Source organism: Rhodoferax sp. GW821-FHT07F03 (assembly GCF_059418745.1).
This window is the reverse complement of sequence record NZ_JBWKQM010000003.1, coordinates 1-16,374: the sequence shown is the minus strand read 5'-3', so window position 1 is coordinate 16,374 and position 16,374 is coordinate 1. Positions and strand designations below refer to the sequence as shown.

The following is a 16,374-nucleotide window of genomic DNA, read 5'->3' as shown; positions in this document are numbered from 1 at the left end:
GTGGGGCTACGCCACCGCCGGCCGCTGCGCCCCGTAGTGGGACTTCGGCCGAGGTGGCTCAGGCTTTTTTTGGCGGCCAGCCCCCCAGGGATGCCACCTGCACGGTCGGCGTGGGCTCGGCCGGCAAGGCACCCCAGTCACCCTCCGGCTGTGGCTGGGCCTGCGCTTGGGAACGGCCGGGCGGCGGCAAACGCGATGCGGCGGGCGCAGGCCCTGGCCGTTGCCCCGAGGGCGGTGCACCCAGCGCTTCGCCTCGGCGGTGCGCCAACGCAAATTCGGCCACGGCATCTACGTCTTGCGCTGTCACGCCATCGCGGCCCTCCAGCGCGGCCAAGGCACGTGCTGCGCGCAGCATCACCAGGTCCGCACGCATGCCGTCCACGCCTGCTTCCAGTGCCAACTGGGCGGCCCGTGCCAGTACCTCGTCCGGCCAGTCCAGGTTCGGCAACAACGCGCGGGCGGCAGCGACCGTGGCGGACAGACGCTGCAACTCGGCCGCATGGGCTTTCAACAGGGCCTGCGGGTTTTCGTCAAAGGCCAAGCGAATGCGCAAAATGGCTTGGCGCTGCTGCGGGTCTCGCGGATTATCCAGGGCCACCGACAGGCCAAAACGGTCCAGCAGCTGGGGCCGCAACTCACCCTCTTCGGGGTTCATGGTGCCAACCAGCACAAAGCGCGCGGCATGCTGCTGCGAGATGCCGTCACGCTCTACCGTGTTCACACCGCTGGCAGCCACGTCCAGCAGTGCATCGACAAGCGCATCGGGCAACAGGTTCACCTCGTCCACATACAGCACACCGTTGTGGGCACGCGCCACTAGGCCCGGCGCCAGGCGCAGCTGGCCCTGACCCTGGTTACGCAGCACTTCTTCCACGTCCAGCGTGCCCACCAGTTGCTCCAGGCTGGCCGCCAGCGGCAGCGTCACAAACGGTGCTTGCGGCAACATGGCCGCCAGGGCCCGCGCGGCGGTGGACTTGGCCGTGCCACGCGGGCCGCTGATCAGCACACCACCTATGCTGGGGTCGATGGCAACCAGCAGCAGCGCGCGCTGCAAAGCCTGCTGGCCCACCAGCGCAGTGAACGGGAATACCGCGCGCTCGGCCATATCAAGAGGTGTCATGGCATAGGTCTTTCTTCAGATTCTTCCAGCCGGTGCTCCAGCGCCAGCAAATGCTCTTCAATACGCTCGCGGTGTTCACCGGGCTCGGCCCACAGGCCACGCCGCATGGCTTCCAGCAGACGCTCGCCAATGCTGCGCAGAGCCCCGGGGTTGTTCTGCTGCAAAAATTCACGCGTGGCGTCATCGTGCAAATAGGCGTCGGCCACCAACGCGTACTGGTGGTCGCCCACCACGCCGGTGGTGGCGTCAAAGGCAAACAGAAAGTCTACGGTGGCGGCGATCTCGAACGCGCCTTTGTAGCCGTGGCGCTTGATGCCGTCCAGCCACTTGGGGTTGACCGCCCGCGAACGCACAACCCGCGCCACCTCTTCGCCCAGTGTGCGGATGCGTGGCGCGCCGGGTACGCTGAAATCACCGTGGTACAGCGTAGGCTGCGCCCCTGCCAGCTGCTGCACGGCTACCGCCATGCCGCCCTGGAACTGGTAATAGTCGTCCGAGTCGAGGATGTCATGTTCGCGGTTGTCCTGGTTGTGCAACACCGTGTCCAGACCCGAAAGCCGCTGCTCAAAAGCAGCCCGCGCGGCTGTGCCATGCGCATCCTGCCCGTAGGCATAGGCACCGGCGCGCAAATAGGCTTGCGCCAGGTCGGCACCGTCTTGCCAGCGGCCGCTGTCCATCAGCTCCTGCAGGCCGGCACCGTAGCCACCGGGGCGCGGGCCAAAGACGCGCCAGCTGGCCTGGCGCTGGGCCTCTTCGGCAGCCATGCCAGCGGCCTCGGCCTGGGCGGCTTCGCGCCGTACCCGGGCGCGGATAGGGTTCACCTCGTCCGGTTCGTCTTCTTCCGAGATAGCCGCTACCGCACGCACGGCGGTGTCGAACAGATCGATCACGTTAGGAAAAGCATCGCGGAAGAAGCCGGACACCCGCAGCGTCACGTCGATGCGCGGCCGGCCCTTGATGCCCATGGGCATCACCTCGACATCCACCACCCGGGTACTGCCCGCCGCCCATTTGGGCCGTACGCCCAGCAGCGCAAACGCCTGGGCAATATCCTCCCCGCCGGTGCGCATGGTGCTGGTCCCCCAGACCGACAGGCCCACCGAAGCGGGGAAACAGCCATGGTCTTGCAGATGGCGCTCCACCACCCGGTCGGCTGCCGTAGAGCCCATGGCATAGGCAGTGGGTGTGGGCACGGCACGCGTATCCACGGCGTAGAAATTACGCCCGGTGGGCAGCACATCGGGCCGCCCGCGCGAGGGTGCACCGCTGGGGCCAGCCGGTACAAAGCGCCCATCCAGGCCGCGCAGCAGCTGCGCAATTTCATTCGGGCCGCAGGCATCCAGGCGCGGGCTCAGCGTGTGGTGCAGGCGCTGCACGACGGCGACGGCCAGCGGCCAGGCTTGCGGATCCAGGGCTTGGTCCTCTTCCACCAACTGCTTTGCCAACAACTCCAGCCGTTCGCGTGTGTGGCCGGCGTGGCGCCAGGCCTCGTCGCTGACCTGCTGCAGCATGACCGGACGCGGGCCGGTCCAGGGTGCTACCCAATCGGGGCTGAGCACATCAAAACCATGCAGTCCCAGGTCTTGTGCCAAAGCCACCAACAGGCTGCCCTGCCCCACATTCCTGCCACCTGGGAAGCGGGCCAAGGCCACCAACGTGTCGGTGCGCTGGCGGCCTTGCGGCGAGCAGCCCAGGGTGTGCAAGCCGTCACGTATCTGTGACTCCTTGATCTCGCACAAATAAGCGTCCAGCCGCTGCAGCAGGGCTTCACGTTGGGTGTCGTCTGCCGGGCGCTGGAAGCCCAATTCCTCGTGCAGCTTGTGCTCCAGCACACTGTCCAGAATGCTGGTACGCAGCAGCCTGGCGCGGCGCGGGTCCAGTGACAGTGCTTCGTAGTACTCGTCCATCTGCCGCTCCAGCGCCTGCAGCGGGCCGTAGGTTTCAGAGCGGGTCATGGCAGGCATCAAGTGATCGATGATGACGGCCTGGGTACGCCGCTTGGCCTGGCTGCCCTCGCCCGGGTCGTTGACGATAAAGGGGTACAGATGCGGCAGTGGACCCAGGATGGCGTCGGGCCAGCAGGCCGCACCCAAGGCCACGCTTTTGCCGGGCAGCCATTCCAGATTGCCGTGCTTGCCCACGTGCACCACGGCGTCCACCGCATAGGCGCGGCGCAGCCAGAAGTAAAAGGCCAGGTAGTTGTGGGTGGGCACCAGATCAGCATCGTGGTAGCTGGCGACCAGGTCCAGGTCGCGGCCGCGTGCAGGCTGGTTGCCCACAAACACATTGCCGTAACGCTGGCCGGAGACCATGAAGCGCCCGCTGCGCACCATCGGGTCCTGCGCGGGCGAGCCCCATAGCGCATTTACCGCATCCTGGCTGGCGACCGGCAGCGCATGGAAGTCCGCCAGGTAGTCGGCCATGGCCAAGCTCTGACCGACGGGGCGGTGGTCGTTGGCTTGCACGTTGTTGGTCACGCCACGCACCAGCTGCGCCATCAGCGCATTGCCGTCCTGCGGCAAGTCGCCTGTGGCGTAACCGGCATCGCGCAGCGCCTGCAGAATGACCACGGTGGAGGCTGGTGTGTCCAGGCCCACGCCGTTGGCCAGGCGGGAGTCGTCATTGGGGTAGTTGGCCAGGATCAGCGCGATACGCTTGTCACTATTCTTTTTATAGCGCAGTACGCACCAACGGCGTGCGAGATCAGCCACAAAGGTTATGCGTTCGGGCTCAGGCTGGTAGCGCACCACATCCACTTGGGTGCGTTCGCAGCGCCAGGCCAGCCCCTTGAAGCTGATGGCGCGGGTGCCGATGCGGCCATCCACCTCGGGCAGCACCACCTGCATGGCCAAGTCGCGCGGCGCCAGGCCATGGGGATCGGCCAGCCACTGCTCGCGCGAACAGCCGGCAGTGATGAGCTGCAGCACCGGCGCATCGCCGGCCAACGGAGCATCGGTCTGTGTATCGTCGCTGCCGTCCAACGAAGCCAGTGCGAAGCTGGTGGCATTCAACACCACAGCCACCTGGTGCTCGGCGGCCAGCGCCTGCAGAACAGCAAAGCTGGCGGGGTTCTTCAGCGAGTCCACCGCCAAGGCAATTGCATTCAAACCCGCCTCGGCCAGAGCCGTCAGCACGGCATCGAACAGCGCCGTATTGCCGGCCTGCACATGGGCCCGGTAAAACACCAACAGCGCCGTCGGCGCATCTGCATAGTGCGGCAGGGCTTGCGGGGCCTGGTAGACCAGGGCGGGCGGCAAGGTCATCGCCGCTGGCGGTCGGGTGCCCTGGCCGAACACCGCGTGGCCGATCAGCGCAAAAAAGTTCTGTGCATTTTCCCGCCCGCCTTCGCGCAGGCAGCGCCACAGCTGGCGGCAATCCTCCGCAGATGCCGTGCTGCGCAGCAGCAGTTGCGGGTCTTCCGTCCAATCGCCCGAAAACATTGCCAACCACAGGCCGTGCGCACTGGCCAGCGCCACGGCTTGCTCCACCACATAGGCCCAGTCGCTGGGGCTACCTAGGTGGTCGATGATGAGCACGCGCGCATGGCGCAGCACGTCGTCCACGTACAGGTCCATGGACGCGGGCTGGCGCAGCCACATCAGGTTCGCCAGCCGTACCGAGGGGTAGCTGGCATCCAACCCTGCCGCCACATCGGCCAACAAGGACAGGGTGGTGTCGGCCGCACTCAGCACAACAATGTCGCCCGGCGTCTGCTCCACGCGCACCACGCCCAGCCCGTTGTCTTCTACGTGGCCGCCGGGGCGGGTGGACAGCAAATGCATGGTGGTCTGGCCTCGTTGCGCTTCAGGCTTGTTGCAGGGCGGCGGAGATTTCGCTTTGCAGCGCGGCCTGGTCCAGGTGGTCGCCAATCAACACCAGCCGGGTTGCACGCGCTTCGCTGGCGGCCCAGGGCCGGTCAAAGTAGCTGTCGAAACGGCGGCCCACACCTTGCACCACCAGGCGCATGGCCGCGCCAGGCAAGGCCACAAAGCCTTTGACGCGGTAGATCTCGTGGCGCTGTACCAGGGCGGTCAGCTCCTTGAGCAGCTTGGCGCGGTCCGTCACTTCCAGCGCGATCGACACCGAATCGAAAGCATCGTGGTCGTGGTCTTCTTCCGCGTCGTGGTGGGTTTTACGGGCGTCGATCACGTCTTCCACCGCGCGCTCCAGGCCCAGCAGCACATCCATGGGCACCTGGCCGTGCGATGCCCGCACCAGCTTCACACCGGCAGGCGCTTCTGCGCGGATGGTGGCTTCCACCGCTGCTAGCGCGGCTGCATCCATGCCATCCACCTTGTGCACGATCACCAGGTCGGCCGTGGCCAACTGGTCTTCGAACAATTCGTGCAGCGGTGAATCGTGGTCCAGGTTGTCGTCGGCGCGGCGCTGGGCATCCACGGCCACAGGGTCGTCGGCAAAGTCACCGGCTGCCACAGCAGGCGCATCCACCACGGTGATCACCGCGTCCACGGTGAAGGCATTGCGCAGCGCGGGCCACTGGAAGGCTTGCACCAGGGGCTTGGGCAACGCCAAGCCCGAGGTCTCGATAACCAGATAGTCGATCTGGTCGCGGCGCGCGGCCAGCTGCTCCATCACCGGGGCAAATTCTTCTTGCACGGTGCAGCACAGGCAGCCGTTGGCCAGCTCGAACAGCTGGCCATTCTCCACCCCGTTTTCATCGCAGCCAATGCCGCAGCCGCGCAGCAGTTCGCCGTCAATGCCCAGCTCGCCAAACTCGTTGACGATGACCGCAATGCGGCGGCCTTGGGCGTTGGTCAGCAGGTTGCGCAGGAGCGTGGTCTTGCCACTGCCCAGAAAGCCGGTGACGATGGTGGCGGGGATCTTGTGGGTTTGCATGGTGCGGTCTTTCAAAACAGAATTCAAAGAATAAAAAATGCTGTCACGCCGCGTCGGGCTGGTGCAGCAAGGTGTACATCACAAACAGCGCGCCCAGGCTGGCGGTGATGATGCCCACCGGCAGCTCCTGTGGCGCCAGCACGGTGCGGCAGACCACATCGCTGAGCAACAGCAGCAGCGCGCCCATCAGCACCGCCAAGCCCAGCATGCCACGGTGCAAGGCGCCGGCCAGCGCGCGCGCCAGGTGCGGCACCATCAGGCCGACAAAGCCGATCACGCCCGACACCGCCACAAAGCAGGCGGTGGCAAACGCGCAGACCACAAACACCTGGATGCGCAGGCGCTGCGGGTTGATGCCCAGGCTGTGCGCGGTGTTCTCGCCGGCCAGCATCGCATCCAGTGCGCCCAGCTTGCGCCAGCAAAAAACCGCCAGCACCAGCAGGCCCACCAAGGGCACAAACAGGTTGTCCCAACGCGCCGAGCCCAGGCCCCCCATGGTCCAGAACAGCACCGACTGCGCAGCCCGCTGGTCGCCGAGAAAGGTGAAGTAATAGGTCAGCGCGGTGAAAAAAAAGGACACCGACAGGCCCGCCAGAATCATCCGCTCCGGCGTGTGGCTGCGGTAACGGCGTAGCAGCAACAAGACGACGGCCACCGAGGCCATGCCGCCCACAAACGCCGCCAGCGGCAGCGTCCAGATGCCCAGCACCTCGCCGGTCAAGGTGATCACCGCCACGGCTCCTGCGGCCGAGCCGGAGGACAGGCCGAACAGATACGGGTCGGACAAGTCATTGCGCGTGGCCGTCTGCAGCAAGGCGCCCACCAGTGCCAGGCCGCCACCGACCAGGATGGCCAGCAGCATGCGTGGCAGGCGCAGATCGACCACGATGCGGTCCACCATGCTGTAGCGCGCATCGCCTGCGCCGCTGAGCAACAGGCCCAGGCTATGACCCACCTCAGACAGGCCCACGGGGGTAGACCCAGAAACCACCGACACCGTGCCTACGCAGACCAACGCCACCAACAGCAGCGCCACGCGCACCGATGCAGGCCCGCCGGTCAGCCAGCGGGATGCAGACAGCATGGTGGTCGAGTTGCTCAACGTGCAGCTGCCTTGGCGATCTTTTCGATGGCGCCGATATTGGCCGGGCCGGGCGTCAGCTCTTCATAGCGCAGGGCTACAAAGCGCTTGTTCTTTACGGCATCGGTGTGCTGCATCAGCGGATGCTTTTGCAGGAACTGCAGCAGCTTGTCGGCGCCGCCGTCGTTCTGGTAGTCCAGCAACACCAAGAACTCGGGGTTGCGCGCGGCCACCGCCTCCCACGACACCGTGCCCCAGCTGGTCTCTACATCGTCCATCACATTGCGGCCGCCAGCGGCCTCCATCATGGCGGTGGGAATGGCGTACTTACCTGCGGTGAAGGGCTTGTCTTCGCCCGAATCGAAAAGGAACATGCGCAAGGGCTGCTTGCCCGCGGCCTTGGGCAGGCGCGCCAGACGCTGCTTCCAGCCCTCTATCTGGGCCTTGGCTTCGGCCTCTTTGCCGAAGATGGTGCCCAGCTTGAGGTAGTCGCCGTACAGCAGGTCCATGGATGCGCGCGGGCGTGCCTTGTCCACATGGATGCAGCTCTCGGACAACACCAAGGTGGGGATCCTGTACTTCTGCAGCGTGGTCGGCGTGACGTCGCCGCCCACCTTCATGCCGTAGTTCCAGCCGGCAAAAAAGAAGTCGGGGTTGGTGGCCAGGATGTTTTCCAGGGTCGGCTGCTTGGGTGCGATCTCGCGGATGTTGCCCAGCGCCTGTTTGAACTCGGGGCTCATCTTGTACCAGCCGCTGATGCCGCTGACACCCACCATGCTCTTTTGCAGGCCCAGCGACAGCGCCATGTCGGTCATATTGATGTCGTGGATCAGCGCGGCCTTGGGCGGTGCGGCGAAAGTGAGTTTTTCACCGCAGCTGTCTACCGTCACCGGGAAGGTCTGGGCCTGCACGCCGGCAACCCACAGCGATGCCGCGCCCAGCAGCAGGTGCACAACAGGGCGGAACTTCCAACGACGCACGGTAAATGCCATGGTTTTTTTTCTTTGCTTCAAGGGTTAAAAATCAATGCGCCCGCGGCCGGGCATGGGGCCGCGCGGTATGCAGCGGCTTGTGCGCGGTCTGCGGTGATTCAAACACCGCAATCTCATGCGCGCGGTGCGGCAGCGGCAGGTAGAACACGTCCATGCCGAAATTGCCCAGCACCAGCTCTTGCGTCAACACCTTGGACGGCAAGTCTTCGGCCACCACCCGGCCCTGGCCCAGCAGCAGCACACGGTGGGCAAAGCGCTGCACCAGGCTCAGCTCGTGCAGGGCCGCCACCACGGTCACGCCCAGCCCGGTCAGCAGGTCCAGCATGTCGGCACGGGTACGCAGATCGAGGTGGTTGGTGGGCTCGTCCAGCAGCAGGATGCGCGGCTGCTGCGCGATGGCGCGGGCGATGGCGGCGCGTTGCTGCTCGCCGCCCGACAGGCTGCGCATCAGGCGGTCCTGCAACGCATCCAGCCGGCAGCGCTGCAGTGCGTCGCTGACCACTTGCGCGTTTTCATCGCGGCTGGCCTCGGGATACGGCGTGCGGCCCAGGGCCACGTAGTCGCGTACCCGCAGCTGGCCATGCACCTGCTCGTGCTGGTGCACTACCGCCAGCTGGCGCGCGCGCTGCATGCCGGGCATCTGCGCGAGATCCTGGCCGCCCACCAGCACCCGGCCTTCGCTGGGTTGAAGCCGCCCAGCCATCACCTGCAGCAGGCTGGTCTTGCCCGAACCGTTCGGCCCTACCAGCGCGATGTGCGCGCCAAACGGCACGGACACCGAGACCTGGCTCAGCACCGCCGTGCCCTGGCGCTGCAGCGACACGGCCTGCACTTGCAGCAGCGGCTCGGTGGGGGGAGGGAATGTGGTCATCGCAATAACAAATGCTCAGAGGCTGAGAGTTTTTTGGGCGTGCCCGAAAGGTGCGTCAAAACGCGCCAGATCTAGGCGCAAAGCACAGCCATAGCTCGGGCTATGGCGCGCATTTGCAACGACGAGCTGGTGTGTTTGGGCGTGCAAGGCGGGCATGGACAAAAGACTCTCAGCCTCTTAGTCTTCAATGCCGCGCTGCGCGGGCACGCCGGCCTTGAAATGGTGCTTGATCAGCGTCATCTCGGTCACCGTGTCGGCCAGTTCGACCAGCTCGGCGGGTGCGCCGCGGCCGGTCAGCACCACGTGTACATGGGGCGGACGTTCGCGCAAGCAGGCCAGCACCGGCTCCAGTGCGATCCAGCCGTAGCGCAGCGGGTACATGATCTCGTCCAGCACCACCATGAAGTGTTCGCCAGCGCGCACCGTGGCCTCGGCCTGGGCCCAGCCGGCCTGGGCCAGCTCGGCGGAATGGTCCAGGTCGCGGCTCTTCCAGCTGAAGCCGTCGCCCAGGCCGACGATGGGAATGCCGAGCTGCTCGAACAAGCGGTGCTCGCCAAAACGCGCGGTCGGCACCTTCATGAACTGGTAGACCTTGACCGTCTTGCCGCGGCCATGCGCGCGCAAGGCCAGGCCGAAGGCGGCCGTGCTCTTGCCCTTGCCGGTGCCGGTGTGGACGATGACCAGGCCGCGCCGTTCGCCCTGGGGCTTGGGGGTGTCGCGCAGCAAGGGGGGAGATTCGATTTCCATGGGGTTGTCCTTGTGAAGAGTCAGCTCGGCGCAAACAGCTGCGCCACAGCGCCGGGGTGGGACGGAAAGTACAGGTGCATGAACGAGGCATGCATGCGACGGCTGCGGTACACCGGCTCGGCATGGCTGCGTTCGCGCTGCGGCGCGGTGAAGGCCACGGCAGGCAGCGTACTGTCCATGCGCGCGTGGTGGAAGCTGTGGCCGCGCAGACGGCCCTCGGGCAGCTGCACTGCGTGCATGCCCAGGTTCACGAAACGCTTTTGCAAGGCACCGGTGCCGGGCAGCAGGCCCCACATGGGCACCGGCACGCCATCGTGCCCGGCCAGGCTGTCCAGCAGCGCCAGCATGCCGCCGCATTCGGCGACGATGGGTTTGCCCTGCGCATGGTGGGCACGCACGGCCTCGCGCATGGCCTGGTTGGCGTGCAGGGTGTGCAGGTGCAGCTCGGGGTAGCCGCCGGGCAGGTATAGGCTGTGCGCATCGGGCAAGGCGGCATCGGCCAGCGGCGAGAAGAACACCAGCTCGGCACCCAGCGCACGCAGGCAGTCCAGATTGGCGGCGTACAAGAAAGAAAAGGCCGCGTCGCGGGCGATGGCGATACGCACGCCGGCCAGCAAGGGCGGCAAGGGTTCGGCGACCACGGGCTCGAAACGCACCGGGCTGGCCATGCCCTCGACGCTGGGGCCGATGGCCTGGGCGGCCTGGGCAATGCGCTCGTCCAGCTGCGCGACTTCAGACGCCTGCACCAAACCCAGGTGGCGCTCGGGCAGGCTGTAGCTGGCCGAGCGGGGCATCGCGCCGAACCAGCGCAGGCCGGCGGACAGGCTGTCTTTCAGCATCTGGGCGTGGCTGTCGCTACCGACGCGGTTGGCCAGCACGCCGGCAAACTGCAGGCCGGGGCGGTAGCTGCACAGGCCGTGGGCCACGGCGCCAAAGGTCTGCGCCATGGACGATCCATCGATCACCGCCAGCACCGGCAAGCCCAACGCCTGGGCCAGGTCGGCGCTGCTGGGCGTGCCATCGAACAAGCCCATCACCCCTTCCACCAGGATCACATCGGACTCGGCCGCTGCCGCATGCAGCAGTGCCCGGCACCCGTCCTCGCCCACCATCCACAGGTCCAGCTGGTAGACAGGGTGGCCGCTGGCGCGCTCCAGCACCATGGGGTCCAGAAAGTCGGGGCCGGTCTTGAACACGCGCACGCGCCGGCCCTGGCTGCGGTGCCAGGCGGCCAAAGCGGCCGTGACCGTGGTCTTGCCCTGACCTGAAGCCGGGGCCGACACCAGCAGTGCATCGCACATTTTTGGCATCAAATCGCCCGCCAGCGCATATTCCATCTGCGCGAGAAGCTATCAATTTGGTAGTACATGGTTCAGCCCCACACGCCCGCCGCGCGACAAGATGGATCGGTGTGACCCGGGGGCAAAGAGATCAGAAGGCGCAGGCGCAGACGGAGCAATGTCCGGCACGCCATGGAGCCCGCTGACACCCGCCCACCGCAAGGTCACGCTATGGTTGGCAGGCCGGTATCCGGGCTCACGAGGGAAAAGGGGGACTTTTCTGCGGGGCCACCTTCCCATGCATTGGATGCACAGTGGCAGATAAGGCCGCGCTTTGGCTCGCTTACCGTTGCGGGGGCAGCGTCGGCATCGCACCGACTTCCCGTTTAATCCTCCAAACCCAAGAACATATCCAAGGGCCGAAAGACACCTATCAACAGGCCCGAAGTGTAGCAGTTGACCATTCAGAGGGCGCCGCCCGGCGGCACTGAGTTCAAGCACTAGGAAGATGCACTACGCTGTGTCTTTTACGGATGGTCCCCCAAATGCCTCCCGCTTAAACACCATCGCCTGGACGCCTCAGCGAATGCAATGCACATGCATGCAGCACTCGTAAATCTTTTGAAATCAATAGCTTACACGTCTAATCGACAAGCAGTCACACGCCTTACGGTAAGTCTCAACTCCTAAAATAGGTTTTCGCCAATGGAAACCCAACTCCATGCAACCCATGCCAATGCTGTCCGCTGCGCATAGTTCCCCCAAGGCCATTACCGAACTTTTCACGGAATTCAGTAAGCAATTACTGGAATTGCACGGCCTGCCCCGTCAGCGCCGCCTGGACCGATTGATACCCGATGCCGTTCAGGCCGTACGGTCGCTGTTGCCGCTACGCTCCGCCTGGTGGGGAGAATGCTCCGCAGGCGACACCAGCAGCAGTTCCTTCAACTGGCAACACGGCAGCCTGGGGCTGCCGGCCACTTTCGCGCAGGAATGGAATGCGGTCAGTGATAGCGACACGTTTGCCCAAGCTTCCATCGATGCCTTGGGCCAAGTGTTCAGAGACAGTGGCTACGCATTGGATACCGAGGAAGTGGAGCAGTTTGCCCGCCGCCACAAGCTCTTTCACGCCATGGCGATCACCATGGGACTGCATGACAGCAAAATGCGGTTTTTCGTATCCATCTATCGCGGGGAAAACGATCCTCCATTCACCGATCTAGAAGCCGTCATGTTCGGCGAATTCTGCCGACATTTACAGCAAATTTGGTGGGGAACCCTGCAGCATACGGTTCAACGTGCATCCTTGGCCGGACTGGAGGGGATGGCCCTCTGTGAGATCTCGGGGCTCCTGGTGCACATCGGCACCGACATGGCCAAGACGATCCGTAAGCGATTTCCTTCGTGGTCCGGCTCCATACTGCCAGAGGCCTTGCATCCGCAGCTATCCGAGGCTCCATGCAAACTGCAATGGGGACGCTCCAGCATCAGCTTCACGCGCTGCGGAGAGCTCGTGGCCCTGCTGCTGAATTCAACTTTGCTGCATGACAGTCTGGCCCCGCGAGAGCGGGCAGTGGCCGTGTTGTATGCCAGCGGCCACTCCTACAAAATGATCGCGCGCCGCCTGGATCTGAGCCCGGCGACGGTGCGAACCTATCTGCGTGATGCGTACCTGCAGCTCGGCGTACGCAACAAGATCGAACTGGGCAAGTTACTCGGCCACCAGCCAGCCTCCCCTTCCACTTGATCACTCACTTGACGACACCCCTCCGCATCTGCGGAGGGGCGTTTCGTTAACCAGCCAGATACATTGGCCCAGGAAGTTGTGTACCTCCGCAAACCATACGGAGGTTGCAGTCAAAACAACTTTTCAATAATCACATAAAGGAAGAGCCATGCTGACAGCGCGGAGGGTGCGTGCGCGCGCCTTGTGGGTAGGATTCATTGTGCTGACGACAGCCACAGCCTTGGTGGTCGGGTGTGGAGGGTCAGACCCTGAACCCGCAGACACCGTTTTCAACCATGGCTATGTCTACACGGTGGACGCGTCGAACTCGGTCAAGCAAGCCGTTGCCATCCGCAAAGGACTGTTGGTCTATACCGGTACCGATGATGGTGCCCAGAAGTTCATCGGCAGCAGCACCAAAGTGATTGACCTGGGCGGGCGCATGCTGATGCCCGGCTTTGTCGATGGCCACCTGCATCCCATCGGCGGAGGACGTGCACTGCTCTTATGCAACCTGAACTACGCAACATTGACGCGTGACCAGATGCGCACACAGATCCAGGCCTGTCTGGACGCTTCGGCGGATAAAGAACCTGATACCTGGCTGGAGGTGGTCAATTGGGCGCGCCAAGCCACACAGGCCGTTGATGCCGATCCAGACAAGTCCACCCTGGACGCACTCTCCACAAGCCGGCCCATCCTGGTGCGCTCTTCAGACTTCCATTCCGTGCTGGCCAACTCGCGCGCTCTGGCTTTGGCCGGAGTCAGCAAGACCACACCAGACCCTGCAGGCGGATCGTATGCGCGGGACGCGCAAGGTAACCCAACGGGCATCTGCGAAGACACCGCCAGCTTCGCCGTGGCGGCGCTGATTCCGCCCGATTCCGACGCCGATATCCTCGCACAAGGCCGTGCTGCACTAGACGCAATGCGCCGCCAAGGTGTGACGACCTTCATGGATGCTGCAGCAGGTGCCACGCAGGGCAAAACCTTCGGCACCTTGCAAAAAAACGGCGAACTTACCGCACGCGGATTCTTCGCCATCCAGCTGAGCGTTGACGACGCCAAAGCAGACCCAGTAGCCACTGTAGCTGCGGCCAAGGCCCTGGCTGCACAGTACGACCAAGGACCATCCACGGCAGCGCCTGGCATCAACTTTCACAACCTGAAGATGTTCGGGGATGGCGTGGTCAATGCGCCAGCCGACACGGGAGGTCTGCTGACGCCGTACAACATGAATATAGGCACCGCGAATGCGCCTAACTGGGTACCAAGCACCAACTCTGGCAGAGTGTATTTTGCGCCTGAGGTGTTCAAGCCGCTGATGGCGGAAATCGCAAAGTCTGGAATGGATCCTCACATCCATGCCACAGGCGAACGTACCGTGCGTGAGACATTGGATGCCATTGAGTATGCGCGCCAGAAGGTACCCAATACGGACTTCCGCCCCGTAATTGCACACAACGAAACAGTCGATACGGCGGACTATGGTCGCTACAAAGCACTGGGCGTGATGGCGTCATTCTCGTTCCAGTGGGCACAGCAAGCCCCCTACTCCGTCGGTGAAACCGAGAACCACCTAGGCGCCGACCGTTTCGCCCGCATGGAGCCCTTCGGCAGCCTGCATAACGCAGGCGCCCGGGTGGGTTACGGCAGCGACTGGCCCATCGATCCTTTCGATGAAATGCTGGCTTTGAAAATTGGTGTCACGCGATCCGGCGACCCCACGAGCCCGAACAGCTTTGGCCCCGATCTGGCCGGCAAGATCAACAACGACCCGGCACTGTCACGGCAGGATGCATTGCGCGCCATCACGATGAATTCTGCCTACCAGCTCCGCATGGAAGACAAAATCGGCTCTATCGAAGTGGGCAAGTACGCAGATTTGATCGTGCTCGACCAAAACTTCATGCAGGTACCTGAGGACGAACTTGCACGCAACAAAGTGCTGATGACCATGGTGGGTGGATCGGTCGTGTGGGCGCTGGATCCGTTCATCAGCGCATCCAGCACAGTGGCAAAGTCCTCGGCTTTAAAAGCGCAAAGTCTGAATCTTCATGCATCTGTCGGGCACGAAGCATCGCTGCCGAAACATGTCATGGGCTGGGAAGTGCTACGTACCCTGAAACAGAGGATCAATTAACCCGCAGCCCGGCTTGCACCGCCTGCTTCAGCGCCACGCCAATCACGTCCAGGAACGAAGAGCGCATGCGCCAGCGGTGCCAGTACAGGGCCACATCCAGGTGCTGGCCGGGCAAGATGTCGATCAAGGTGCCTGCAGCAATACCCTCGGCCACCAAGGCTTCAGGCGCCAGTCCCCAGCCCAGGCCGCGCGCCACCGCATGCACAAATCCGTGCACCGAGGGAATGAAATGCGTGGGCGACAGCTGGGCGGTATTCGCCAGTTGGGCGATGAACAGGTCGTGCAGCCTGTCCTTGCGGTTGAAGCCCAGCATGGGCGCGTGGTGCAGCGCCTCCTCGCGGTCGGCAGTGGCGAAATAGCTTTGCGCAAACGCAGGCGATGCCACAGCCAGGTAGCGCATCACACCCAGGGGCTCAGCGGTGCAGCCGTAGGTCGGGTCGGGGCTGGAGCTGACGGCGCCCATCACCGTGCCCTCACGCAGCAACACGGCCGAGTGGTCCTGGTCCTCCACGCGGATATCCAGGCACATCTGCACGCCGGGCGGCAGTACATCGAACACCGACAGGAACCAGGTCTCCAGTGAATCCACGTTCACCGCGATGGGCACGCGCTGCATGGCCGCGCCCAGCATTTCCGGGGCACCTACCTCGCTGAGCATCTCAGCCTCCAGCATCGACACCTGCTCGGCAAACCGGGCCAGCACCATGCCCGCGCTGGTCGCCTGGGTGGGCGTGGAGCGCTGCAGCAACACCTGGCCCAGATGCTCCTCCAGCAGCTTGACGCGCTGGCTGATGGCCGAGGGCGTGACATGCAGGCGCTTGGCCGCCGCCTCGAAGCTGCCCTCGCGCAGCACCATCGCAAAAGCCGCCAGATGCGCGTTGTCTATTTTCATAATTTAGAAATACTAAACCAACGTTAAAAAAATTAGTTTTATTTCTTTTTCAAAGCCCACTAACCTGCGGCTCCCTGACAACACAGGGTGATTTCCCAGAGCGGGGAAAACCCTAGATCCGTATCCTTACCGAGATCCACGATGAAAAAACTGCTTCTTTCGATTGCCATCGGCACCATTAGCCTGAGCGCCCTGTCACAAGGTAAAGACCTCAAAGTCGCCATCGACCCCACCTACGAGCCCTTCACCTTCAAGACCGCCGACGGCAAGCCCACCGGCTTCGACGTGGACATCGCCAACGCCCTGTGCGAGAAGATCAAACGCAAATGCGTGTTCGTGGAACAGGTCTGGGACAGCATGATCCCCGGCCTGCAAGCCAAGAAGTACGACGCCATCATCAGCTCCATGTCCATCACCGAAGACCGCCTCAAAGTGGTGGACTTCACCGACAAGTACTACAACACCCCCAGCAAGATCGTCGTCAAGAACGACATCAAGTTCACCGACCTGGCCTCCCTCAAGGGCAAGAAGATCGGCGTCTTGAAGGGCAGCACCCAAGAGAAGTACGCCAACGGCGAACTGAAGAAACTCGGCGTGGTCGTCACCCCCTATGAAGCCCAGGACCAGGTCTACCTGGACATCAAGGCCGGCCGCCTGGACGGCAC

The 16,374-nt window shown here is 63.9% G+C and carries 12 protein-coding genes and 1 riboswitch; of the genes, 3 read left to right on the top strand and 9 right to left on the bottom strand.

The window, feature by feature from the left end; translation table 11 throughout:
• Positions 1 to 58 precede the first annotated feature (58 nt).
• The 8 genes from AC07R0_RS04645 to AC07R0_RS04610 all read right to left on the bottom strand — a co-directional run bounded on the left by AC07R0_RS04645 (position 59) and on the right by AC07R0_RS04610 (position 10,978).
• A complete protein-coding gene (locus AC07R0_RS04645) occupies positions 59 to 1,120 on the bottom strand; it encodes a magnesium chelatase ATPase subunit I (RefSeq protein ID WP_495103973.1) in 1,062 nt (353 codons plus the stop codon).
• The gene (cobN, locus tag AC07R0_RS04640) at positions 1,117 to 4,902 is read right to left on the bottom strand and encodes a cobaltochelatase subunit CobN (RefSeq protein ID WP_495103972.1); all 3,786 of its coding nucleotides are present in this window, start codon (positions 4,900 to 4,902) and stop codon (positions 1,117 to 1,119) included. The genes AC07R0_RS04645 and cobN overlap by 4 nt, the downstream gene beginning before the upstream one ends.
• 22 nt (positions 4,903 to 4,924) lie before the next feature.
• The gene (cobW, locus tag AC07R0_RS04635) at positions 4,925 to 5,977 is read right to left on the bottom strand and encodes a cobalamin biosynthesis protein CobW (RefSeq protein ID WP_495103971.1); all 1,053 of its coding nucleotides are present in this window, start codon (positions 5,975 to 5,977) and stop codon (positions 4,925 to 4,927) included.
• A gap of 43 nt (positions 5,978 to 6,020) precedes the next feature.
• Positions 6,021 to 7,061: a FecCD family ABC transporter permease gene (locus AC07R0_RS04630; protein ID WP_495103970.1), complete on the bottom strand. Its 1,041-nt coding sequence runs from the start codon at positions 7,059 to 7,061 to the stop codon at positions 6,021 to 6,023.
• Between the two features lie 14 nt (positions 7,062 to 7,075).
• A complete protein-coding gene (locus AC07R0_RS04625; RefSeq protein WP_495103969.1) occupies positions 7,076 to 8,050 on the bottom strand; it encodes an ABC transporter substrate-binding protein in 975 nt (324 codons plus the stop codon).
• A gap of 31 nt (positions 8,051 to 8,081) precedes the next feature.
• Entirely contained in the window at positions 8,082 to 8,921 is an 840-nt protein-coding gene (locus AC07R0_RS04620; protein WP_495103968.1) for an ABC transporter ATP-binding protein, read from the bottom strand.
• Between the two features lie 177 nt (positions 8,922 to 9,098).
• Positions 9,099 to 9,668 (bottom strand): cob(I)yrinic acid a,c-diamide adenosyltransferase, encoded by a 570-nt coding sequence (gene cobO / locus AC07R0_RS04615; protein ID WP_116604232.1) that lies wholly within the window; start codon positions 9,666 to 9,668, stop codon positions 9,099 to 9,101.
• 20 nt (positions 9,669 to 9,688) lie between these two features.
• The gene (locus AC07R0_RS04610; protein ID WP_495103967.1) at positions 9,689 to 10,978 is read right to left on the bottom strand and encodes a cobyrinic acid a,c-diamide synthase CobB; all 1,290 of its coding nucleotides are present in this window, start codon (positions 10,976 to 10,978) and stop codon (positions 9,689 to 9,691) included.
• Positions 10,979 to 11,182: 204 nt separating this feature from the next.
• Positions 11,183 to 11,386: riboswitch (cobalamin riboswitch) on the bottom strand.
• A 283-nt stretch (positions 11,387 to 11,669) separates the two neighbouring features.
• Between AC07R0_RS04610 and AC07R0_RS04605 the strand changes: the two genes are divergently transcribed.
• Both AC07R0_RS04605 and AC07R0_RS04600 read left to right on the top strand, forming a co-directional pair.
• Positions 11,670 to 12,695 (top strand): helix-turn-helix transcriptional regulator, encoded by a 1,026-nt coding sequence (locus tag AC07R0_RS04605; protein ID WP_495103966.1) that lies wholly within the window; start codon positions 11,670 to 11,672, stop codon positions 12,693 to 12,695.
• Positions 12,696 to 12,987: 292 nt separating this feature from the next.
• Positions 12,988 to 14,817, top strand: a complete 1,830-nt coding sequence (locus tag AC07R0_RS04600) for an amidohydrolase (protein WP_495103965.1) — start codon at positions 12,988 to 12,990, stop codon at positions 14,815 to 14,817.
• Here the strand turns inward: AC07R0_RS04600 and AC07R0_RS04595 are convergent.
• A complete protein-coding gene (locus AC07R0_RS04595) occupies positions 14,810 to 15,709 on the bottom strand; it encodes a LysR family transcriptional regulator ArgP (protein WP_495103964.1) in 900 nt (299 codons plus the stop codon). The two genes, AC07R0_RS04600 and AC07R0_RS04595, sit on opposite strands and share 8 nt — an antisense overlap.
• A 141-nt stretch (positions 15,710 to 15,850) precedes the next feature.
• On the opposite strand from AC07R0_RS04595, the gene AC07R0_RS04590 reads away from it, so the two are divergent.
• On the top strand, positions 15,851 to 16,374 hold a 524-nt coding region (locus AC07R0_RS04590; protein ID WP_495103963.1), incomplete at its 3' end, for a transporter substrate-binding domain-containing protein.

Coding starts and splice junctions, on each gene's coding strand:
- AC07R0_RS04645 (WP_495103973.1), bottom strand. CDS start 1,120: ATGACACCTCTTGATATGGCCGAGCGCGCGGTATTCCCGTTCACTGCG.
- cobN (WP_495103972.1), bottom strand. CDS start 4,902: ATGCATTTGCTGTCCACCCGCCCCGGCGGCCACGTAGAAGACAACGGG.
- cobW (WP_495103971.1), bottom strand. CDS start 5,977: ATGCAAACCCACAAGATCCCCGCCACCATCGTCACCGGCTTTCTGGGC.
- AC07R0_RS04630 (WP_495103970.1), bottom strand. CDS start 7,061: ATGCTGTCTGCATCCCGCTGGCTGACCGGCGGGCCTGCATCGGTGCGC.
- AC07R0_RS04625 (WP_495103969.1), bottom strand. CDS start 8,050: ATGGCATTTACCGTGCGTCGTTGGAAGTTCCGCCCTGTTGTGCACCTG.
- AC07R0_RS04620 (WP_495103968.1), bottom strand. CDS start 8,921: ATGACCACATTCCCTCCCCCCACCGAGCCGCTGCTGCAAGTGCAGGCC.
- cobO (WP_116604232.1), bottom strand. CDS start 9,668: ATGGAAATCGAATCTCCCCCCTTGCTGCGCGACACCCCCAAGCCCCAG.
- AC07R0_RS04610 (WP_495103967.1), bottom strand. CDS start 10,978: ATGCCAAAAATGTGCGATGCACTGCTGGTGTCGGCCCCGGCTTCAGGT.
- AC07R0_RS04605 (WP_495103966.1), top strand. CDS start 11,670: ATGCAACCCATGCCAATGCTGTCCGCTGCGCATAGTTCCCCCAAGGCC.
- AC07R0_RS04595 (WP_495103964.1), bottom strand. CDS start 15,709: ATGAAAATAGACAACGCGCATCTGGCGGCTTTTGCGATGGTGCTGCGC.